Annotated in this window: 24 protein-coding genes and 2 pseudogenes; 12 read left to right on the forward strand and 14 right to left on the reverse strand. The window is 51.4% G+C overall.

Features of this window, described 5'->3' with window-relative positions:
* The first annotated feature begins 160 nt into the window (after positions 1 to 160).
* The 10 genes from AAYN39_RS17620 to AAYN39_RS17665 all read left to right on the forward strand — a co-directional run bounded on the left by AAYN39_RS17620 (position 161) and on the right by AAYN39_RS17665 (position 7210).
* Positions 161 to 463: a hypothetical protein gene (locus AAYN39_RS17620; protein WP_001020123.1), complete on the forward strand. Its 303-nt coding sequence runs from the start codon at positions 161 to 163 to the stop codon at positions 461 to 463.
* A gap of 95 nt (positions 464 to 558) precedes the next feature.
* A complete protein-coding gene (locus AAYN39_RS17625) occupies positions 559 to 939 on the forward strand; it encodes a hypothetical protein (RefSeq protein WP_001103837.1) in 381 nt (126 codons plus the stop codon).
* 370 nt (positions 940 to 1309) lie between these two features.
* A complete protein-coding gene (locus AAYN39_RS17630) occupies positions 1310 to 1519 on the forward strand; it encodes a hypothetical protein (RefSeq protein WP_000018145.1) in 210 nt (69 codons plus the stop codon).
* Positions 1520 to 1536: 17 nt separating this feature from the next.
* A complete protein-coding gene (locus AAYN39_RS17635; RefSeq protein ID WP_000979718.1) occupies positions 1537 to 1989 on the forward strand; it encodes a hypothetical protein in 453 nt (150 codons plus the stop codon).
* Positions 1986 to 2282, forward strand: a complete 297-nt coding sequence (locus AAYN39_RS17640; protein ID WP_000968700.1) for a hypothetical protein — start codon at positions 1986 to 1988, stop codon at positions 2280 to 2282. Before AAYN39_RS17635 ends, AAYN39_RS17640 begins: the two co-directional genes overlap by 4 nt.
* Before the next feature lie 77 nt (positions 2283 to 2359).
* Positions 2360 to 2818 (forward strand): hypothetical protein, encoded by a 459-nt coding sequence (locus tag AAYN39_RS17645; RefSeq protein ID WP_000115421.1) that lies wholly within the window; start codon positions 2360 to 2362, stop codon positions 2816 to 2818.
* A gap of 88 nt (positions 2819 to 2906) precedes the next feature.
* Positions 2907 to 4856 carry a zincin-like metallopeptidase domain-containing protein gene (locus AAYN39_RS17650; protein WP_001097965.1) on the forward strand — a complete coding sequence of 650 codons (1950 nt, stop codon included), beginning with the start codon at positions 2907 to 2909 and terminating at the stop codon, positions 4854 to 4856.
* 71 nt (positions 4857 to 4927) lie between these two features.
* Positions 4928 to 5836, forward strand: coding sequence for a hypothetical protein (locus AAYN39_RS17655; protein WP_000881183.1), 909 nt, complete (start codon positions 4928 to 4930; stop codon positions 5834 to 5836).
* A gap of 73 nt (positions 5837 to 5909) precedes the next feature.
* A complete protein-coding gene (locus AAYN39_RS17660) occupies positions 5910 to 6809 on the forward strand; it encodes a hypothetical protein (RefSeq protein ID WP_000022216.1) in 900 nt (299 codons plus the stop codon).
* Between the two features lie 74 nt (positions 6810 to 6883).
* Positions 6884 to 7210: a DUF3085 domain-containing protein gene (locus AAYN39_RS17665; RefSeq protein ID WP_000911568.1), complete on the forward strand. Its 327-nt coding sequence runs from the start codon at positions 6884 to 6886 to the stop codon at positions 7208 to 7210.
* A 99-nt stretch (positions 7211 to 7309) separates the two neighbouring features.
* Here the strand turns inward: AAYN39_RS17665 and AAYN39_RS17670 are convergent, their stop codons facing one another.
* From AAYN39_RS17670 to AAYN39_RS17680, 3 genes and pseudogenes are all read right to left on the reverse strand, one after another.
* Positions 7310 to 7579, reverse strand: coding sequence for a hypothetical protein (locus AAYN39_RS17670; RefSeq protein ID WP_001222413.1), 270 nt, complete (start codon positions 7577 to 7579; stop codon positions 7310 to 7312).
* Positions 7580 to 7710: 131 nt separating this feature from the next.
* Positions 7711 to 8985 carry a Y-family DNA polymerase gene (locus AAYN39_RS17675; protein ID WP_000457555.1) on the reverse strand — a complete coding sequence of 425 codons (1275 nt, stop codon included), beginning with the start codon at positions 8983 to 8985 and terminating at the stop codon, positions 7711 to 7713.
* A pseudogene (locus AAYN39_RS17680) lies at positions 8985 to 9071 on the reverse strand (peptidase); the annotation flags it as partial. The gene AAYN39_RS17675 and the pseudogene AAYN39_RS17680, both read right to left, overlap by 1 nt.
* Positions 9072 to 9204: 133 nt before the next feature.
* On the opposite strand from AAYN39_RS17680, the gene AAYN39_RS17685 reads away from it, so the two are divergent.
* The gene (locus AAYN39_RS17685) at positions 9205 to 9582 is read left to right on the forward strand and encodes a hypothetical protein (RefSeq protein WP_001039750.1); all 378 of its coding nucleotides are present in this window, start codon (positions 9205 to 9207) and stop codon (positions 9580 to 9582) included.
* A gap of 86 nt (positions 9583 to 9668) precedes the next feature.
* On the opposite strand, the gene AAYN39_RS17690 is transcribed toward AAYN39_RS17685, so the two are convergent.
* The 9 genes and pseudogenes from AAYN39_RS17690 to AAYN39_RS17730 form a co-directional block, all read right to left on the reverse strand.
* Positions 9669 to 9887: an ogr/Delta-like zinc finger family protein gene (locus tag AAYN39_RS17690; protein ID WP_001775272.1), complete on the reverse strand. Its 219-nt coding sequence runs from the start codon at positions 9885 to 9887 to the stop codon at positions 9669 to 9671.
* Between the two features lie 67 nt (positions 9888 to 9954).
* Positions 9955 to 11055 (reverse strand): phage late control D family protein, encoded by a 1101-nt coding sequence (locus AAYN39_RS17695; RefSeq protein ID WP_001011750.1) that lies wholly within the window; start codon positions 11053 to 11055, stop codon positions 9955 to 9957.
* On the reverse strand, positions 11052 to 11537 hold the full coding sequence (locus tag AAYN39_RS17700) for a phage tail protein (protein ID WP_000980405.1): 486 nt from the start codon (positions 11535 to 11537) through the stop codon (positions 11052 to 11054). The genes AAYN39_RS17695 and AAYN39_RS17700 overlap by 4 nt, the downstream gene beginning before the upstream one ends.
* Positions 11537 to 14317, reverse strand: a complete 2781-nt coding sequence (locus AAYN39_RS17705; protein WP_001282813.1) for a phage tail tape measure protein — start codon at positions 14315 to 14317, stop codon at positions 11537 to 11539. The genes AAYN39_RS17700 and AAYN39_RS17705 overlap by 1 nt, the downstream gene beginning before the upstream one ends.
* Positions 14310 to 14429 (reverse strand): GpE family phage tail protein, encoded by a 120-nt coding sequence (locus AAYN39_RS17710; RefSeq protein WP_000763315.1) that lies wholly within the window; start codon positions 14427 to 14429, stop codon positions 14310 to 14312. The genes AAYN39_RS17705 and AAYN39_RS17710 overlap by 8 nt, the downstream gene beginning before the upstream one ends.
* Positions 14430 to 14443: 14 nt before the next feature.
* Entirely contained in the window at positions 14444 to 14746 is a 303-nt protein-coding gene (locus AAYN39_RS17715; protein WP_001280965.1) for a phage tail assembly protein, read from the reverse strand.
* Positions 14747 to 14800: 54 nt separating this feature from the next.
* Positions 14801 to 15316, reverse strand: a complete 516-nt coding sequence (locus AAYN39_RS17720) for a phage major tail tube protein (RefSeq protein WP_001207653.1) — start codon at positions 15314 to 15316, stop codon at positions 14801 to 14803.
* Positions 15317 to 15325: 9 nt separating this feature from the next.
* Positions 15326 to 16498: a phage tail sheath protein gene (locus tag AAYN39_RS17725; RefSeq protein WP_000046101.1), complete on the reverse strand. Its 1173-nt coding sequence runs from the start codon at positions 16496 to 16498 to the stop codon at positions 15326 to 15328.
* 102 nt (positions 16499 to 16600) lie between these two features.
* Positions 16601 to 16822, reverse strand: a pseudogene (locus AAYN39_RS17730) (helix-turn-helix domain-containing protein); the annotation flags it as partial.
* A 210-nt stretch (positions 16823 to 17032) separates the two neighbouring features.
* Here AAYN39_RS17730 and sopE point away from each other — a divergent pair.
* The gene (sopE, locus tag AAYN39_RS17735) at positions 17033 to 17755 is read left to right on the forward strand and encodes an SPI-1 type III secretion system guanine nucleotide exchange factor SopE (RefSeq protein WP_000161708.1); all 723 of its coding nucleotides are present in this window, start codon (positions 17033 to 17035) and stop codon (positions 17753 to 17755) included.
* A 197-nt stretch (positions 17756 to 17952) separates the two neighbouring features.
* On the opposite strand, the gene AAYN39_RS17740 is transcribed toward sopE, so the two are convergent.
* Both AAYN39_RS17740 and AAYN39_RS17745 read right to left on the reverse strand, forming a co-directional pair.
* Positions 17953 to 18360 (reverse strand): tail fiber assembly protein, encoded by a 408-nt coding sequence (locus tag AAYN39_RS17740; RefSeq protein WP_000006337.1) that lies wholly within the window; start codon positions 18358 to 18360, stop codon positions 17953 to 17955.
* Between the two features lie 6 nt (positions 18361 to 18366).
* Positions 18367 to 19879 (reverse strand): phage tail protein (locus AAYN39_RS17745; protein ID WP_050189524.1); only part of this gene is annotated, 1513 nt, incomplete at its 5' end.

A 19879-nucleotide genomic window follows, 5' to 3' on the forward strand; every position in this document is an offset into this window, starting at 1 on the left:
ACAGACTGTTGATCATTTTGGTCCAGTGTCTTCTTTGAAGGAGCGCTCGTTCGTATCGCTCGCTTTGAGACGTTTAAACCACAAATCTTACATCCTGCCCATCGGGGAAAGCCTCCCCGATACGGTGATGGTTTTCTCCGTTTTACTTCTGGAGAAAACTATGAACATCTTTCTGACTTCTCTGGTCAGTATTCTGCGTAAGGCACTTCCACGTATACGTCACGGCAAAAGTGAATGGATCGCCAATCACACCGGTTATCTGCGTTTTCAGGCAGAGGTCTGGCTGGATGATAACGACCATTTTCACGCAGTCGTCAACAAACGTTCCGGCTGGATGAATCCACGCTATGAACAGGTGGTGGATTGTGGCAAGTTTGATTCATTTCACTGTGCCATGAATACCGCGTACTCCCAGGCACTTGAACTTGCACATCTTCGCTATGCCTGGGAACTGACCGATTAGAAAACGAATTTCCACTGCATTAACGTTACCACCCAACAGGGGATTTTTCCCCGTAGGGGGTAAATCCCTCTGTTGCTGTTCTGACAGGAGGATTTATGAACGTTTATCAACTGAAAAACCGCACTGACGTTTTGATCTGGCTTTCGCTGATTGAGGGCGATTTGCTGAGTATCCAGGCTTCTCTGAACGCCGGTTTATATCCGCTTTATGATGACAGGCAGGAGGAACCGGAGTTTGAATGTGCGGTATTTAACTGTGGTATGGCTTTCGGAGAATTTATGGAAAGGCTTGAATCAGAAGATATTGACGTTCTGACAACAGCCGGACATGAACTGACTGGCTCGATTGAACATATGGGGAGAATGTTGTGTGAACCCGTTTGGACACAGGCTGTTCTTCTGGGGCGCAATGAAGCCCGGGCAGACCGGGCTATATGCGCTGCAGAAGCGGATGGCTGGCTGTATGATCCTGCTTAGCATGAGATTGTTTTTAACTTTTTGAGGTCTGTACTACAGGCCTGTCTGGGGCGGCTGGCTGAGCGCTGCCGTTGTTTTGTGGTGCTCCCCGGAACATTACCGGCTAACCATTCCTGTTTTTCGTCTGTCAGTGGCAACCCGATAAGGGAACAGCTGGCGGTTGAAAGACGGGGAATGCCATAGTATCAACTTTTTTACCCTTGCGGGGATGCCCGCAAGGGCTCCCGCATTTTACGCAGGAGGCCTGATATGGGTTGATAATTCTATTATTCATATTTTCCGTCGTTGTTGACGGGGTCGTATTGTTTTGTTTCACACCCCGGGGCCCAGCCCCGTCAGGGGCAGGTTCCTTTATTTCTACAGGGATCCTATGTCTCACATTCACCTTCCGTCGGTTTGTGAAAAAACCGGCAACACACTGACTCCGGAGCAGGAAAACCGCGTGCGCCATCTGGTGCATGAGGAGTGTTATTCCCGCGACCGCGCAGCACTGATAAAGCTTATTGGCCTGATGCTCCTGCTGAAGCTGGCGGGAACCCTCATGCTGGCAATGTTGTTACTGGTGCTGCGTCTGTTCTGAGAAGAAGGAGATTCACAATGATGTTAACCACCCGCTTGTTTGTATTTTTGTTGCACCATCTCTGGCGCGTCATGCGCTGGACCGGGCTGACGGTGTATCACGGTATTTCGGTGTTATATCGTCGAAGACAGGCCAGACTGCAGGCCTCCGACTGGCGCCCCCGAACGGTGTATACCGGTCGCTGGCAGCTGGCCGATGATGGTCAGTTCTGCGGTCGGGCCGTTGTTCTCCGGCTCAGGGATGCGCTGAAACCCGGCGTGGAGCTGCTTTACTTCGGTGAAGAGGCTGCGGAGCCGTATTACAGCGAGAGACAATTTGTAGACGACAGGGAATCCGTGATGGTGGCTGAGCAGATGTTGCTGCGGTTTCTTGGCAGCCGGCACCGGCGGCAGAACCGGCGAAATGCTCCAGTGTCAGTGCTGGTTACTGACGTAGTGACAACAGCCCCGGTTAATGATGAGGCCGCATGATGGATATAATGGCGCTGCTGAGCAGCACGCCGCCGGCCGTCGCTATCGAGGAGCCGGTCTGGGAACAACTGGTAAAATACCCCCAGGCTCCGGACTGTGAAAACGAACGGCTGCAGCGGTTGATATACCACGGTTTTCAGGCACTCAGTCAGGCACCTTCGGGGCAGGGAATAGTGGAGTTTGGCTATTTCTGTCTCCCGCCTGATGGTGACCTCCATGCCCCATTGTGGCAGAACGTATGTATTAAACGTGAATATTCAGACGGTCAGGTGACACTCACTTTCGATCGTTAATCAGTTTTACCACCTACCCTGACGGGGAAACCCGTGAGGGGGACGCCGTCAGATCTTTTTACTCAAAAGGAGTCTGTATGAGCGTAATGACCACTAACGAAACCCCTGCATCCACAGTAGCAGAACCGGAAGTTTTTCGAAGAACCCGTAACCGTTTCAACCAGTGGTTACAGGCGGAATTTGACCGACATTATCACACGATGAGGGATGGCGGTTATCGCAGCTTTCTGAAGAAGAACCATCCGACGGAGCTGCTGCGCTATGACGAGGCATGCGAGGCCTTAAGGCGGGAAGAATTTGCCCGCTTTGCCGAGCTGCAGACGCTGGGGCTGTACCTGCATCTGCAGGTACAGCAAAAAGAGGCGCAGTTCCGGCGGCGGCGTAACCGTCTGCTGTTGGGGATGACCTTAACGGGCGTGGTGACATCAGTGTTGTTATACGGTCACTTTCATCCTGAGCAGTTTTTGCTGATCGGACAGGAGCTGGCGACGTTGCCTGGCCGTATCCTCGGATTTGTTGGTCGGCTGGTACCGTAATCACGTACGCATCCTGCGTTACTGAACCTTATCCCGTAGGGAGAGTGACTCCCTGTGGGGGCGCTCTCCCTTTTTTTCAGGAGAGCATATGAACACATCGTTACATCCGGATGATATCAGCCGGTTTATCTCCGGCCGACTTATCAGTAGCCTGGCTGCAGGCCAGGTACCGTGGCGGGGCACAATTCCCGGGTTACCGGAACACGCGCTTACGGGCGTGCCGTTTACCGGTATTAACGTACTGTTATTGTGGCAGGCCATGCAGCAGCGTTCGCTTCGTTCAGGAAGGTGGCTGACCGGAGATGACCTCCGCCAACTGGGCGGTCAGGTCAGATCCGGTGAAAAGCCAGTCACCCTGGTCCGCTACCGGCCTTCGTTATCGCTTTTCAAGGTAATTAACCCTGAACAGTGTGATGGTCTGCCGGATACGCTGCAACCGGGGTGGCCACTGCCTCCACGACCTCAGCCGTCACTGAATGTGATCCGCGACCTGCTTCAGAACAGTGGGGTTCCCGTGATCCACAGGGACAACGTTTTGCCGGTATACCGGGCATTGCATGACCGGATTGAGCTTCCACCCGTGGCATCGTATGTCGGAGAGGAGACATACTGGCAGGACATACTGAATCTGCTGGTTCAGGCTACCGGACATCCGCAGCGCTTACATCGCTTCGGATTAACAGTGGATACACGTACCGATGAGGTTCATGAGGCCCTGGTTGCAGAACTGGGCGCCGCATTTCTCTCGGCTGCTCTGGGATTACCGGGAGCGATGCTATCCAGGCTGGATGTGGCACCCTGGGTGACATATTTACAGGGGGACCCGTGGCGTCTCTTTCGGGCTGCGGAAGCAGCGCGAAAGGCGATGATGTGGCTGAAAGAGCGAAGACCCTCGATGACGACAGTGGAGATGTGGCAGAAGATGGCCTCATTGATTCTTGAAACGCATTACGGTTTTTCTCTCGATGACACCACGCTGGGATGTCGCAGTGTGGTTGAGCGGCATATTGAATGTGGGATCACTCCACTGATGGCGATTAATGCACTGGCCCGCATTTACCAGTGGGAACGCTACGACCAGCCTCAGCGGTCGCTGTTTATCAACGAAGCAGGACCAGACAGTGAAATACTGACTTTGTCTGAAATTCGTCCCGAACTGCTGACCTGTTACCGCGTGCCTGTGCCATCCGGTATACCGGACAGGAAAGCGGAAGCGGTGCAGGTCGAAAGTTTACCTTTGCTCCTGGCACCGGCGGTGTCGGAAGGTAAGAGTGCGGCGAATGATGACGGGCCTGATGACCCGGATGGTAATGACAATGTTGTGGCGCTGCCCTGGGCTGCCCGCAGGGGAAAGGAGAACCCGCATATACATCGTTTTGTCAGTATCTTTAACGGTATTGCACCTCATGAAAGCCGCTGGCAGGTATTCAGTGATTTCGTCCATATGGCGGCCTGTTCACTGTACAACGCTGTACATCGGGATCCTGATTTTGAAGCGGACTACATGAGGCGGGTATCCCACTATTCAGCTGAAGATGCAAACAACATGGCCCGTTTACTGTCAGAAGTTGTTATGGGGCTGGAATTCAGTCCAACAGATTTCCTGGGGCGAATTTATATGATATCCGGACTGGGAAATTTTCATAACGCACAGTATTTCACGCCTTACAGCGTTTCGTACGCGATGGCGCGAATGACACTCAGTGACCGTATACCTGAACTTTCCAGCGGGGAACGAGACTTTATTACTGTCAGCGATCCTGCCAGTGGTGCCGGAAGTATGGTCGTTGCGCTGGCAGAAGCCATGCTGGAGGCGGGATTTAATCCGCAGAAACAGATGGTAGCGTACTGTGTCGATATTGACCCGGTGGCCTCGATGATGTGTTACATCCAGCTATCCCTGATGGGTATTCCGGCCATTGTGGCTACCGGCAACAGCCTGACCGTGGAGATTAAACGGGAGATGGCAACACCAATGTTTGTACTGGGTCGTTGGCATCACCGGTGGCAGGCAGATCGGACGCGTAAAGCGGCCTAGTTGCGTATTTATCTTCATCCCGACAGGGTTCTCCCTGTGGGGAGAATTCCTGTTCTGAACAGGAGTCACTTATGCTGGCCAGTTTCTATATTCAACGGCAGCTCAGTAAAGCACTGGGCCTCAGTGTGAACGCTGAGGAGGTTTTTTACCAGGTGGACGATCGGGAGTCGGATTACGTCAATACCGATATGGTACTGAACCGTGACCGGTTATTGTCCGTGATGCAGTTTATGCTGGATGACGTGGCGCTTAATCCGGAGCTCCGGGAAAGATGCCGTCAGGCAGAGCGTATTCTGACACTATGGATTCGTGGTCTCGACGCGCTGGCAACAGTGTCTGAGGATATGTCGATACTGCCCCGGACGATTACGGAGTGCAGTGGACGAGTTGATCGTCTGCTGCCGGGGGACCCACAGGCACTGCTGGCGCTGCCGGATGATGCATTCTTACGCCTGACCGCCCAGTGTCACCTGATGTCCGGAGAGCAGTTCCCCCGGGAACAGCTTGCAGCGACGATGCCTTACTGGACGCGTTTTATGGCGTGGATAGCCCGTGAACTTTATCAGGTGGAAGATCGTTGTCTGGTGCAACTCGGGCGTCTTTATCGCCGGCTGCACGTGGAGCCCAGGAAAATACGGTGCTTTAACCTGGCTTTCGGACGTATTGAGCTGCATATGTCCGGACGGGATATTGATGAATGTCAGTATCTCTACGCGTATGACGACGCATCGCTGGAAGATTATCTGGAGGAAATTATGGCCGGTAATCTGACGCCGGTTCGCTTTGAAGTGCGGGTAATATACCGCAACGATTCGGAGCTGAACGTCTTCAGGCGAGACGCCGACGTGATTGATGTGGAACATCCCCATGTCAGCGACTGGCAGAATGTTGTCAGCGAGGCCCTGGACTGGCTACGCCAGGAACGGACGTCGCTGGTTGAGATACCTTTAACCCGGCCGGCACTGAAACTGGCCGCCTGATTAACCACTATACCCTCAGGGGATTTTCCCCTGAGGGGGAAAATCCCTTTAATAAACCAGAGAGGATTTTCCCGTGAGCATTATTGACGAATATATCAGCCAGCATTTCTCAGAGCGGCTGTGTCTGGACGTAACCGAAGAGGATATTACCTGGCAGCTTCGCGGCAGCCGTTCCGACTACGTGAATACCCGGATACAGTTTGACCGGGAAAAACTGATGGCGGTGATGGATGTCATGCTGTCCGGTCTGGACAGTGATGAAACCACGCTGGCGCGCTGCCGGCAGGTACTGACGCTGTGGATAGCCGGACTGGATATGCTGTTGAAGGAGGCAGAACAACCTGACTGGCTTCCCCGGGTTCACCCTCACAGCAGTGGTCAGTGCGACCTGCTGCTGAAGGGAAACCCTGCGGCGCTGACGGAGGCGGACGAAGAAACGTACCTGCGGGTGACCGGCCAGCAGGATTTACCGGCACACCGGCGTATTCCACAGGTGATATTCAGCAAAACGGTACGATACTGGCACCGTTTTGAGAGCTGGCTGGCGCAGCAGTTGCAGGACATTACTCAGCATTGCTATCAGAAACTGAAATGCTTTGTGGCGAACTGCACGACAGAGCCCAGGCAGCTGCGCGAATTCCGCGGGGAGTACGGTTCACTGCGTTTATTTGTGGGGCCGCAGGATATCGATGAGATAGACATTCTGGAGTTCAATCCGGAATACATCGTGTCCTGGGTCGACAAAGTCGCGGACGGGCTTTTTACTCCAGTCTGCTTTGTGGTGAATGTTTACTATAAAAACGGCATTTTGCTGGAGTCGTTCACCTGGGACAGTGAGGTGGATAACATCAACAGGATGACCAGCAGCGATTATGGTGAGGCGATGAGCCAGGCCATCAGCTGGGTACGTGAGCAGTTTGAGCAGCCGGTGATTGATCAACCGGTACCACAGCAGCCACGACTGGCTGCATAAATCAACGGTAAACCCACCGGGGAGAAACTCTCCCGGTGGGGATGTTTCTCCCCTTTTTTTACAGGAGAAACATCATGCTGAAATTCAGTGCAAAAGACTTAAAACCGGTACTGCTTGAGGCACGTAAAAACCACTGTGGCGTGGTACTGGTCAAGGATCATGGCGTTTATATTATGTCTGAAACCGGTGAGCTCACTCCGCGTGGCCGAAAAGTGGCTTATGCGAAGGGATGCCATCCAGAAAAGGATGAGGCCTGGTGGGATACCGCCCGGGCAGAAGTAGGGGGTGATGATTTTGGTGAGACGATAAATCTGACGAAAAGCATGATTAACCGCATTCTGAACGAGAGGAAACCGCTGTATATCACGGCCAGCAACGAAGAATTTAAGATCGAGTGTTAAAACTGAGCGGGTCTCCGGACCCGCGTAAAATCTTACCCTGACGGGGGTATTCCCGTCAGGGAGCGTGCACGAAAGTGTGATGAATTATCAACGACAGCATTAATCCTTCTGGATGATCAATTGTGCGTATGTTTTTGATGGATCGGTGACATCTGCCTGATCTGTCTGTTGCACAATTTTCCATCCCTCCCGGGCAAGTGACGGGATAGTTCCGGAAATGCTTTCGCCGCATTTAAATACCGTGTTATCCGTCAACTCGGCATTCGCTGCAGAGTTCGCTACCGTCTGTGATTTACAAACGTGAGCTTCTCCTGCCAGTGCCGGTCCAGCTACTAACAGACTGGTTAGTAATAGTACGTTTATTCTCATTTAAACCTCTTTTGTTAACATGCACATTAAAAGAATGGTTATTGGCACTACGATAGCAGTTCTTCAGATGGCAATGTATTGATTTTCAACCATGAAATTCAGCCTTTTTCACTGAGTCTCAATGAGCTGATTCAGCGCAATCGTGCAACAGGTAATTCAGCCCAGCGAGTGGTATAAGCTGGAGAGAGTAGCTCTCTTTTCATCTGCCACTCAGGGGCTATCCCTCTTCCGGCAAACCACACTTTTCCCATACCTGAATGGTTGATACTGTCGAGAACTTTCATCAACTGCTCACTTCGTTCGTGCGGCTGCACTTCATCAAAAAGATTTAACTGAGAAATCCCGGTTGGTGTGAAATCATTGAGCATGCAACCCGCTTTTGCATATCTATGCCCTTTCACCCAGATCCGATCCAGTGCTTTCACCGCTGCGGCTATGATGTCCCTGGTATCCTGCGTGGGAGTCGTCAGTTTCTCACTGGCCACATTCCCGTAATACGGTTCGTTCACAGCGAACGGTGACGTCTTCACAAATACAGCAACATGTCTGCAGAATTGCCGCTCGCCGCGCAGCTTTTCAGCTGCACGCTCAGCATACTGACAGACTGCCTGGCGCATGGCTTCATATGTTGTGACGCGCTCCCCAAAGGATCGGCTGCAGACAATCTGCTGCTTGGGTGGCGGAGCCTCCTCCAGTGAAATACAGCTTTCCCCGTTCAGTTCACGGACAGTTCTCTCGAGAACAACACTGAAATTTTTCCTGATAAATGTTGGGTTCGCGCGCGCCAGCTGCAGTGCAGTTGTTATCCCCATTGTGTGCAGTTTCTTCGAGATCCGGCGACCAACCCCCCAGATTTCGTCTACTGGCTGCAGTGACAATAGTTTCTCCGTTCGCTTTGGATTGCCTGAAGTCAGAGCAAGCACGCCCTCAAACTGCCGCCATTCCTTAGACGCCCATTGTGCGCTTTTTGCCAGTGTCTTGGTCGGTCCCATCCCAACTCCGATGGTCAGTCCGGTTCCTGAATGTACATGCTCGCGCAACTGCCGGCCGAAGTCTTCAAAATCGATACAACTGTCAATATTGCGCACATCAAGAAACATTTCGTCGATAGAATACTGCTCAACGCGAGGTGCCAGTTCTTCGAGATGCGCCATAACACGGTTCGACATCGACGCGTAGAGTTCGTAGTTACTCGAGAACGCAACGACAGGTACAGGAAATTCGGTTGTTTTCAGTTGAAACCACGGAACCCCCATTTTAATGCCCAGTTGCTTCGCTTCTTTTGAACGCGCGATAACACATCCATCGTTGTTACTGAGCACCACAACAGGTGTATTACGTAAATCGGGACGAAATACTTTTTCACAGCTCGCGTAGAAGCTGTTGACGTCAGCCAGGGCGAACATCAGTCTTTACTCCGGGTTTTGTGTACGAATGCGATCACTACACCGAATATCTGCAGCTCTTCAGGATAGAGGACAGGGTATGCAGGAATTTCGGACGCGGGTTCAACTCCCGCCAGCTCCACCAAATAAAACAATGGGTTACGTGAAAACGTAGCCCCTTTTTCTTTGGTAGTGGCGACAAAATGGCGGCAAGCATTTATCGATTAAAGGACTACAGATATGAATAAACCTCTAATAGCCTTATTGCTCATCACCAGCTTCAGCGCATCTGCTGACAAAATCCCATCTTCTATCCAAAACCTGATTGCTGTTTACGATACCAGGACGCACAGCCTAGAAGATGGTGGGCTGACTATCAGATATAACAAACGACTTTTGCTGGTAGATGCAGCTGAATCGATGTTCCAAGGCATCTGTAATGATTATTATATGAACAAGTGGAAACCTGGCACGATCAAGAGAATTACACTTCTTAATGTCACTAGCGATCAGGGCTTTGAAATCAATGCTGGAGGGGATGAGTGTAGAAAAGCTGGCACAATGAAAGACGAGCAGGCGCGCACCTATAGAACCAGCTTTATTAAACCTCTTCAATAATGAAGTTTAATGAAACCCATGATTTTCTTTGGTTTCTTGCGGCATTCCTCCCTTGTCTTTTTGAGTAAGAATGCCATCAACTTACCTTAAAAATTCATGTGCCCTTGCCCACTCACTGTTGGATGTGGAGGAGCGTTATTTACCAATGCTGGCGTAACTATAAAGCGCACTACCGTTTCATGGGTGACAAAGGTGCTACCACAGTTAATGTTCTGGCACTGGCAGTAACGCTCTTTTGTGCTGTCCGTAACCTGAAAGCTGCTCCTAGTGTGCGCTGAGTGTCCACACTTTGGACAATTCATCATTTTGAGTTTCTCCGCCGCCATTAAGTTCTCAATAATGATACACAAGAAATTATTATTGAGAACTTATTTATTCTATTTCTAAATCATCAATCTTTACTTCTAGCTCCAGACTGGTAGTAAAACCATTATCCGGGCTGACCGTATGCGTCAACGTTGTAATGGTCCATTCGGCATCGTCGATAGGCTGCTTAAAACCGCTCACCTTTACTGGCATTTCGGTGTAGAGATCTGCCCGCCCCTCTGCGAGCTGCAGGGAGAAAGACGCAACACCACGTTGCAGGCGCTCCCATTGCATTTTTGCCGCACGCTCAGCGTTGCCGCGGTTGGCGTAGGTACGATTAAGAACCAGCACGTTTTCATCCGTTCCCACCAGATAATCACCCTGTTTTGCTTCCGGCTCTTTGGGTGTGGCGACTTTCTTGTGACGGCGCTTTACCTGCGTTGTTTCTTTCTTCTTTGGTTCACGTGTATGCAGCCAACTGGCAATAACGCCCGTATACGCGCCACGATCAGCCAAGGTAAAACGATGACCGTCACCGGCTTTGCGCGTGATAGTGATAACCGGCAGCGGCTTGCCGCTCGCCGTTCTTCCCTGTCCCTGCCGGATAAACAGCAGGTTCCCGTCCTTAACGGAAGCAATCGCCCCATACTGTCTCGCCAGTTTCATCAGAAAACTTGCATCGCTTTCATTGGTCTGGTCCATATGATCCAGCACCTTATCCGTCAGGTCTTTACCCAGCGCCACTTTGAGGTTATGCCGGGCGGCGATTTCCTTTACCACCTCCCCCACCGTTGTCTGATGCCATGATTTTTCGCGCCGGGTATTGAGGGTTTCACGGAAATCAGCGCTACGGGCACGGATAGTCAGACGATCAGGAGCACCGCTGTGCTCAATCTCATCTACCGTAAATGCCCCTTTTGGGAAAAGCGGCTGGCCCTTCCACCCCAGCGCCAGTTGAATAACGGCACCACGTCGCGGCAGAACGATCTGCCCGTCGGCGTCGTCCAGCTCCAGATCAAGCTGGTCAGCCTCAAAACCCCGGTTATCGGTCAGCGTCAGACTCATCAGGCGCGCATCCAGCGCGGTGGTCACGTCCTTACCTTCAATAGTGATACTGAAAGCCGGGCTTCTGCTGTTCAGGCCAAAAAGATCAGAGCTAAAATTCACTGCAGCAACCCTCCAACCGTATTTTTAATATTACCTATCGCAGACGTTGCAGAGTCCTGCAGGTTACTGAGCTGATCGCTGAGACTGCCGAACATATCAGACAGCGACTCATCAACCCTTTTCAGGGTCAGCGTAAACTCAATACGGCGAGACATTCCGCTTTCAAAAAACTCTGTTTTTGTCTGACTCAGGCTCTCGATCACAAACATGCCGTAAATGGTCCCACTTCCCTCAATCAGGGGCCATGCTTTGCCAAGCTCTGCCATTTGCTCAAGTGCCAGCAATGACAGCCTGCCGCCGGTGACTTCCGGCAGCAGTACGCCAGATAACGTCAGCGGGTCATTATCCGGGCCAAGAAACTGCGTTGATGGTCGCCGGTTCACCCGACTGTTGGCGGCGTGTCGCCAGCTTCGCTGATACTGCAGCTCCTGATATGGCACTGTACGCAGCATGAAGACATATAACCCCAGTACCATCATCATTATTCATATCCCCCTTGATCACTGAAATTACTGCGTGCTTTAGCCCTGGTCTTGCGCTCGCGTTCGTCAAGCTGTCGGGCAACTTCACGGGCAATATCCTGCGCACTCTGCCCTGGCTGAGCATAGATAGTGATCGGCGCGTGAGTTTCAAAGTGCATCACTGGCGGCGCGCTGGCAGATTTCGCAGGCTGGCTTTGTTTATATGCCGCAGTAGGCAGACTGTAAGGATGTAGTGGAGCAGCCTCTGCAGGCGCTGCCGCTACGCCCATGACACCTGCAACGATGGAAGCCAACGCGGCAGTGCGCCGCCTACTGGTCACTTTTGCGGGGCCGTTCACAATTTCAGGGCCGTTCTCCCCAACAATACCGAACTGACCGCGCGGAATAATCCCACCGCTGTCATACATCCCGGCAAACGGAACAGCAGCAGCCGCTGCGCCACCAACCACCTGCACCTGTGCTTTGTCTTGTGTTTTATTATTTTCAGTCATCCAGTCAGGCAGATAATCGGTGACTGAGGAAAGCTTGCTTTTGAGTGTCTCCCATTTGGCATTAATTCCATCGAGAATGCTGTCAATAATGGCGCTGCCCGTGTCCTGAAACTTCGCAGGAAGCGCGGAAACATCAGCCAGGATCGCATTCCATTTATCACTGATAGATTGTCTGATATTGGCCCACGCCTCAGAAACGCCAGATTTTATTGCATCCCAATTTTTAGCTATTAATCCCGGCAAGGTATAATTAAAGAACAGTGACTTAATCCCCTCCCACGCGGCGCTGGCCTTTTCTTTAATCCAATCCCATGCCGTACCTGTGGCATTACATACGGCATCCCACATGGCCTTGAACTTTGGCCCAAGCGTGTCCCAGTTCTGCCAGATATAAATAGCACCAGCGGCGATCAGCCCTATGACAGCCAGTATAGGGTTTGCAAACATCAATCGGCCCAGCCATAAAACTGATTTCCCGAGCCCTCCCAGCGCAGCACGAACCAAGCCACCCACCGACGCAAACTTCAGGCCCAACATGCCCGCGCTCACTCTGATGATTGCCATCGGACCAAGGATTGATGCCAGCGCCAAAGAGATAGCCCCTACAGCCGTTGCAGCAACGGCAAATCCTGCAGCCATCTTGAATAAGGCAGACGTAAGCGAGGGATGGCGTTTAACAAAACCGTCCAAACGAGAGGCTAACTCCCCCAGCCAATCGGCGAGGTTCTTTAATGCAGGTGCTACGGTTTCACCAATACTCGCCATCGCATTAGTGAATGTCCCGGTAGCAGCCTCCCATTTATTCCCCAGGGTGTTCAGCGATGCATCAACACGCTCCCTAAGCGATGCCTGATTTTCAAGCTTTGCTGCAGTTTCTCTATATCCTTCAATCCCTTTAGATAGCATAATGTTCAGCGCTTGTAGCGTTTCCGCATCATTGCCAAACAAATCTTTCATGGTTGCCATTTGGGTTTCTGGATTTAATTTTTTAAGTTTCTCCAGCTGGGCATACATATTTTCCAGACCACCAAACCCACCCTTCCCGTCAGAGAAGTTGAATTTAATACCCGCGCCCTTTTCTTTCAGGTCATCGTTAACCGCCTTAATATTGTCAGCATCCAGAGCGGCCTGAAAAATCTTTCGGTATGCATTACCGGCAGACTCACCAGCCATACTCCCCTGATCAGCCATAACCAACAAAGGCGCGAAAGTTTTGACCGCTTCCAACCCCTTCTTATTGATGATATTCATCGCGCTGCTGATTTTTGAGAAACCCTGCAGCATATTTCCTGAATCTACCCCCGCGTAGAATCCTTTCTGGATCACGTCCATCAGATTCATCATGTCTTTTTCGGAGGTCTGAGTAGCATCTTGTAACTTAGCCGCAAACTCAGCTGCTGCAGTGGGAGCCATCTGTAACTGCACGCCAAGATAAGCTGCTGACTCTCCCAAGCCTCCCAGGATGACCTGCGCCGACATACCCTGACGGCGTAGCATAGTCATCATGTTCTGAAAGTCGGCTGTTGTTCCCGGCAGCTTATCACCCAAAGCAACTGCAAGCCGGTTAATTTTTTCAAATTCAGGCGCTACCTTTCCGCCCGGCCCCATCATGGAACCGGCGAGTTGATTCGCTGCATTTTCTGATTCTGAATAGGCTTTTACTGGAGCCAGCAACGTCATGCCAGTAGTTACCCCAGCCGCCATCGCCCCTGCACCATTACCTGCCAGAGAGTTCCTTAACTCGCGGGTCTTTTCAGCCTTGGCTTTGATGGCGTTGAGCTTTCGCTGACGCTCGCCAACTTCACGCAGCCTGCGCTCCTGCTCAGCCAACTGTCGGTTATACCGCTCAGTTTCTCGTGCAATCCGTGCCGTCTCACGCGCTCCGCCCCCAGCAGATAACCCCAGCCGATAAAGCTCAGCTCTGGCTGCCGCCATCTGGCGAGTTTCCTGTTGCTGTTTTTGTTCAAGACGTGAAACAGCACGCCACTGAGCTTCAAGCGCCTGCGTTTGTTTTTTTGTCGGGGATTCCAAAGAAGACATTTCGCGCGTCATCATTTGAGCGCGTAGCCTCGCCTGATCCAGTTCGGCACCAGTACGGCTAACACTTTGAGTTAGCTGATCGAAAGATTTAAGCTGACCTCCAGCATCACTCAGCTTTTTAATCTGATCGCGGGTTTGTCTAATAGCTGATGCCAGCTCCTTAGAGCCAGCCTGTGCATTTTTAAATGGGCGGGTTAACTTATCCACCGCCCCCAGAACTACCTGCAGTCGCAGGTTATTATCACTCATCGCTGGCCCCGCTTCTCTGAATTGCCTTATGCCGCCACTCCAGCACATCAGTCAGCGGCATAACGTCAGTGATGGACGGCGACCAGTGAAAGATGGTGGCAATGTCTGCCACCAGATCATCAACCGTCAGGTTGTCGGCAAATCGGCAAGCACCGACTTCGGCAACAAAAAAGTCACCACCTCTACAGCCATTGCTGTCAGATCGGCGGGGTCCAGCTCTGCCATTTCCTGCGCGGTCAGCGTCGGGGAAGAGATTCGCGGGATCACAGTCATCATCGCGCCCACGTCCATATCCATAATGGCCTGCAGACGGGTGCCACGCAGCGCGCCGGACTGAGGCTTGCGCAGCACAATTTCGGTAATTTCAGTTTTACCGCGCATGATGGGGGTATCCAGTTTTACGGTCTTTTCAGTCAGCTTGTCGCTCATGTTCGTTTCCTGTTAATGAAATACTGGCGCGGCTGCCCGCGCCGTTAAGGTTAATCAGAGGCCGAGGGCATTACGGTGTTCTTCCATCAGGTCCACGCCGCCAACGATTTCTACCATGTTGACCAGATCGACCTCATAGAGCACCTCACCATTAATGGTCAGCTTCGCGTAGCTGTTGGTACTGCTGACTTTGGTGCTGCTGCTCTCGCCGGTTTTCCACTCGCCGGAATCCACCTCTTTATGACGCCCGCGCACAACCAGCTCAACGGCCTGCACTTCGCCGGTATCGTCACGCTGAATGGAACCGGTGAAACGCAACTGGATGCCGTCAACGGTTGCCTTGCCCATCTGCTTGAATAACAGCAGTTCGGTGCCGCCGATTGAAAATTCCGTGTCCAGTGCGCCGTCATCCAGCCCCATGTCTACGTCCACCGCGCCCGGCATACCGCCGCCGCGATACTTCTCAAACTTGCGGGTGAATTTCGGCAGGGTCAGGGACTCAACGATCCCCTGCCAGTTGTTCCCGTCGTTGAACAGGTTCAGGTGTTTTAACTTGCGTGGTAAAGCCATGATTCCCCCTTATGCAGCGACACGGCTGGCAAAATCGACCAGGTAACGATCGGTGATGCGCTGGCGCAGCATCAGGTTTTCAAGCGGAGGCACCGGCGTGTAGTCATAATCGATGGTCAGTTTCCCGGCTTTAAGGGTGTCTTTATCGTTAACAGACTCATCCAGCCAGCAGTCACCACCAATCAGGTATCCCTGGTTGACCAGACTGCGCATCTTGGCGCGTAGTCCTTCAATAATGTCGCGGGCCAGCGACGGATTAAGCACGCCATCCACCGCCCACATGTGCGCCTCCGCCATAGTGTCAGCCAGCACCTGCGCCGTGCGGGTGTAGTTCTCAAAGGCAAACAGCGGATCGTCACTGAGACAACGGGACCCCCAGAAGCGGAAGCCGTCTTTGCGGATCAATGTGGTGACGTCATTTTTGTTCAGCAGTCCCGCATCGGTTGCCGGGTCCTGCAGATCCCAGAACACATCAGCGGAAATGCCGGTGACACCGTTCACACCCACATTGGACAGGGTTTTATGCCAGCCGATCTGCTCGTCGATTTTGGCACGCAGGCCGAGCGCACGGGCGGAGGCGTAAGCCGTCGCGTCTGCTTTCAGCACGGTGTCAAAGTTGATGAAGTCAGGCCAGATCAGCATTCCCTCGCGCTGACTGAAATTCTCGCGATAGGCAATAGCTTCCTCCACCGTTTTGCAGCCATTAGCAGCAAGGTAGGCAAACCCGCGCAAGCTTTGCGCCACGCCCAGCAGTTCAGTAGCAACGGCCTGAGTGTCATGTCCCGGCACCCCAAGAATGCGCGGCTTGACACCGAGCTGCGACTGCGCCGACAGTAGCGCTTTCATGCCCGTTTTCTTACCGTCGGAAGTTACGCCGCCGATAATATTGGAGGTGGTTTCCGCTTCGGTTTCGCCCTGCGCCACACGCACAACGACAGTCACGGGTTTTGCCTGATCTGCAATCGCGTCCAGCGAGCGGGCCAGCGTGCCGGACTCCCCCGCTTTACCGCTGGCGGTGAGCACATCAGTCAGCAGGACAGGCTTATTGATGGGGAACACGGACGCATCAGCATCATCGCCGGTGCAGACCATGCCCACGATGGCAGTGCTCACCGTGGTAATAGGTCGGGTGCCCTCGTTGATTTCAACAACGCGCACCCCGTGGTGGTAATCCTGAGCCATAAGGCAGTCTCTCCGGTTGACAGGGATACCTTATGTTCTGGTTGCCAGGCGTGCGGCGCACGTATTTCACGATGTGTCAGTGCTGGTACAATATCGCCACTTTCAACGCGACTGATTTACAGGGAATTTCTTGTAAAGAGTGGAAATGCTAACATCAAAAAGCAATCCAACACGATGACGAGTTTCACCGGCGGCAAGCAACCGTCCGGCCTGCTCCCATTGTTCCGGGGTGAGCTTTGGACGCCTGCCACCAATACGACCTTTTGAACGCACCACTTCCAACCCGGCGCTGGTACGCTCAACGATCAGCTCACACTCCATTTCAATGCCAGAACGGCAAGGCTCCTCCTGAGCGAAAAGGACTTTTTTTGAAAGTTTCTGGAAAATAAAAATAGTACTATTTGTAGCATTAATTGAATCAGCCGAATTTTTCTAATTCATCAATCAGATGGACATAGCATTTGCTATAAAAAATAAAAGTATTCCTGCTATCTATATATAAATGAGTTATGTACATATAAAAGGATCATTACCGTGACAAAAATAACTTTATCTCCCCAGAATTTTAGAATCCAAAAACAGGAAACCACACTACTAAAAGAAAAATCAACCGAGAAAAATTCTTTAGCAAAAAGTATTCTCGCAGTAAAAAATCACTTCATCGAATTAAGGTCAAAATTATCGGAACGTTTTATTTCGCATAAGAACACTGAGTCTTCTGCAACACACTTTCACCGAGGAAGCGCATCTGAGGGCCGGGCAGTGTTGACAAATAAAGTCGTTAAAGATTTTATGCTTCAAACGCTCAATGATATAGATATTAGAGGTAGTGCGAGTAAAGACCCCGCATACGCCAGCCAGACCCGTGAAGCTATACTATCGGCAGTTTACAGCAAGAATAAAGATCAGTGTTGTAATTTGCTCATCAGCAAAGGGATCAACATAGCGCCTTTTCTTCAGGAAATTGGCGAAGCAGCGAAAAATGCAGGTCTGCCCGGAACAACCAAAAATGACGTTTTTACGCCAAGCGGCGCAGGGGCCAATCCTTTTATAACTCCGTTGATTTCATCAGCAAACAGTAAGTATCCACGTATGTTTATCAATCAACATCAGCAGGCATCCTTTAAAATCTATGCGGAGAAGATCATTATGACAGAAGTTGCACCACTGTTTAATGAGTGTGCTATGCCGACTCCACAGCAATTCCAACTGATACTAGAAAACATTGCTAATAAATATATACAATACACTCCCTGAACACAGAAAAACCAAAAAATATGCGGAGCCTCTTCCTGATTAATATGAACCAATAGTATCCATAATTTTCCCCAGGAACTAACTCCGGAGCTAAACCGTCATTTACCAGTGCTAAAATTATACACTCAACCATCAAAAAAAATAGCCATTGCTGCTATATAACATATAGCAGCAGTCTCTACTACATATCTATATTTTTATATCTGAGCTGGTTTCTCCGGCCAGTCTGGGTTAGCTGTATCCACCCGGTTTACCATTACGCTATAAAGTTCCCATGCTTCCAGCCGTTTAATCTCTTCATCTGTGGCAATTTTCAGTTTTACCGCCCGCGCCAGTGGCGCAATAACTGACTCTGCCTCAGCAAGAAGTTCCGCTTTTCTGGCTTCAGCCTGTGCAACCAGCTCTTCAGGCGTATATTCGCGATGCTCAACCAGTACCGGGCCTCCTTTCCTGTGCTCGATATATTTTCCGTCCACCTGGCCCTGCATCAGCTCGCGATAATACTCATCTGTCAGGGGAATTAAATCGTCAGGGTAATTATCGGATTCGGTATCCGGTTGCCAGAAAAAACCTTTTTCTTTAAAGCTGTAATAATATTCGCTCATTGATATTTATCTCCCAATCGCAAACCAGGCTACAGGAAAATTATTGACCAGATTGGCCATTCCTGATGACTTGGTGGCGGCAAAAAACTGACTGTTGCTCACCGGGTATCCGAATGCGTTATCCACCTGGGTGCCCTGAGCGTTGGTATTGGTTACAAAAACGGCAAAGCAACCAACAGGGAAAGCGCGCGGGAAATTGTAGGTTCCGTTTGAGTTACCAAGTGTTCCCCACTGCATTATAAATCCGGTGCTGTCGTCCAGAATCCAGCCCCAGTCCTGAATGCTGCCGGTATTTTTACGGGCGAAAGTCTGGTTAACATAATCAATGGTGGCGCGGGTGTTGATGTTGTTGTCACGAATTGCCAGTTCACTATTGATCCAGTCAATCGTTCCACGGGTATTTAGCTGATTAGTAATCCAGATACTCAGCCAGTTATCCCCCCACACTGAACTAAAAATGTCACCATTAGTGGTCATGCTCGCATTATCGAAATGAATATCAGTGAGCATGTGTAATCCGTTACCATTGATATAACCCACTTTGGCACCGTTACAGTAAATATCCAGTACGCCATCCGCGCTGCCGATAAATCCACTGTCACTGTCACCGATATTTATACACGGTGTGCTGCCGTCAAAAACGCCGGTTCCGATATTGCCTATACTCACGCGTTTTGTCGGGTTCAGGGTTTCTTTTAAACCGATATTTTGTACAAACCGCGGCTTGTCAGGAATGTCTGCACCGTTCTGTGATTTTTGTAGCGCATCGGCGGCACGATTTATCGTTTCTCCTAAACCGAAGTATGCGAGAAGGCCGGCGACATCTTTTCCGCTTAAATTCGTCAGCGTATTGTCCAGCGGCTGCTTTCCACCAAGAGCGTTTAACATCGTTGTGGCAAAATTCGGGTCATTCCCCAGAGCCGCTGCCAGCTCGTTCAGCGTATCCAGTGCTGCAGGCGCAGAATCCACCATTGCCGCAATAGACGATGCCACAAATTCCGTGTTCGCAATCTGTTTAGTGCTGTTACCCGCCGCTGGCGTCGGTACCTTTGGAATCCCTGTGAGTGTCGGGCTGTCCTTCTGCGCATACTGTGAATGCGGGTCCGGCGCAGCAAGATGCTTTGCCATCAGGTCGTCTACATATACCTTCAGCTCCAGCGCCTTATCATCTACATATTTACGGGTTGCCAGCACTACTGCAGGGTCAATTTTCAGGGTGATGTTATCGGTGCTGCTGGTAATCAGTACCATGCGCACGGTCTGCGTACGTCCGCTCCCTTCTGTCAGCTGCGGCTTGTAGCTCTCAGGGCAGTTACCCACAGCGATCAGCGCACCGGTTTCATCAAACAGGCCAACTTCACGAATCCACCACCCGCCCTCAGTTTCCGGGATTACCTGCTCAGCAATAATCTGGCTACTGTTCTGCGGGTCGATATAAAGCATATTCAGCGCAGCCCGGCGTTTCTCATTTACCAGTGCCGTCTGCTTTGCGTCCGGCGTTGGCAATACTCCGCCGCCA

The organism is Salmonella sp. K21076 (assembly GCF_039650795.1).
Classification (GTDB): domain Bacteria; phylum Pseudomonadota; class Gammaproteobacteria; order Enterobacterales; family Enterobacteriaceae; genus Salmonella; species Salmonella enterica.

Excerpts from the sequence above, each read along its gene's own strand:
- AAYN39_RS17620 (WP_001020123.1), top strand. The coding sequence starts at position 161 with ATGAACATCTTTCTGACTTCTCTGGTCAGTATTCTGCGTAAGGCACTT.
- AAYN39_RS17625 (WP_001103837.1), top strand. The coding sequence starts at position 559 with ATGAACGTTTATCAACTGAAAAACCGCACTGACGTTTTGATCTGGCTT.
- AAYN39_RS17630 (WP_000018145.1), top strand. The coding sequence starts at position 1,310 with ATGTCTCACATTCACCTTCCGTCGGTTTGTGAAAAAACCGGCAACACA.
- AAYN39_RS17635 (WP_000979718.1), top strand. The coding sequence starts at position 1,537 with ATGATGTTAACCACCCGCTTGTTTGTATTTTTGTTGCACCATCTCTGG.
- AAYN39_RS17640 (WP_000968700.1), top strand. The coding sequence starts at position 1,986 with ATGATGGATATAATGGCGCTGCTGAGCAGCACGCCGCCGGCCGTCGCT.
- AAYN39_RS17645 (WP_000115421.1), top strand. The coding sequence starts at position 2,360 with ATGAGCGTAATGACCACTAACGAAACCCCTGCATCCACAGTAGCAGAA.
- AAYN39_RS17650 (WP_001097965.1), top strand. The coding sequence starts at position 2,907 with ATGAACACATCGTTACATCCGGATGATATCAGCCGGTTTATCTCCGGC.
- AAYN39_RS17655 (WP_000881183.1), top strand. The coding sequence starts at position 4,928 with ATGCTGGCCAGTTTCTATATTCAACGGCAGCTCAGTAAAGCACTGGGC.
- AAYN39_RS17665 (WP_000911568.1), top strand. The coding sequence starts at position 6,884 with ATGCTGAAATTCAGTGCAAAAGACTTAAAACCGGTACTGCTTGAGGCA.
- AAYN39_RS17670 (WP_001222413.1), bottom strand. The coding sequence starts at position 7,579 with ATGAGAATAAACGTACTATTACTAACCAGTCTGTTAGTAGCTGGACCG.
- AAYN39_RS17675 (WP_000457555.1), bottom strand. The coding sequence starts at position 8,985 with ATGTTCGCCCTGGCTGACGTCAACAGCTTCTACGCGAGCTGTGAAAAA.
- AAYN39_RS17685 (WP_001039750.1), top strand. The coding sequence starts at position 9,205 with ATGAATAAACCTCTAATAGCCTTATTGCTCATCACCAGCTTCAGCGCA.
- AAYN39_RS17690 (WP_001775272.1), bottom strand. The coding sequence starts at position 9,887 with ATGATGAATTGTCCAAAGTGTGGACACTCAGCGCACACTAGGAGCAGC.
- AAYN39_RS17700 (WP_000980405.1), bottom strand. The coding sequence starts at position 11,537 with ATGATGATGGTACTGGGGTTATATGTCTTCATGCTGCGTACAGTGCCA.
- AAYN39_RS17705 (WP_001282813.1), bottom strand. The coding sequence starts at position 14,317 with ATGAGTGATAATAACCTGCGACTGCAGGTAGTTCTGGGGGCGGTGGAT.
- AAYN39_RS17715 (WP_001280965.1), bottom strand. The coding sequence starts at position 14,746 with ATGAGCGACAAGCTGACTGAAAAGACCGTAAAACTGGATACCCCCATC.
- AAYN39_RS17720 (WP_001207653.1), bottom strand. The coding sequence starts at position 15,316 with ATGGCTTTACCACGCAAGTTAAAACACCTGAACCTGTTCAACGACGGG.
- AAYN39_RS17725 (WP_000046101.1), bottom strand. The coding sequence starts at position 16,498 with ATGGCTCAGGATTACCACCACGGGGTGCGCGTTGTTGAAATCAACGAG.
- AAYN39_RS17740 (WP_000006337.1), bottom strand. The coding sequence starts at position 18,360 with ATGAGCGAATATTATTACAGCTTTAAAGAAAAAGGTTTTTTCTGGCAA.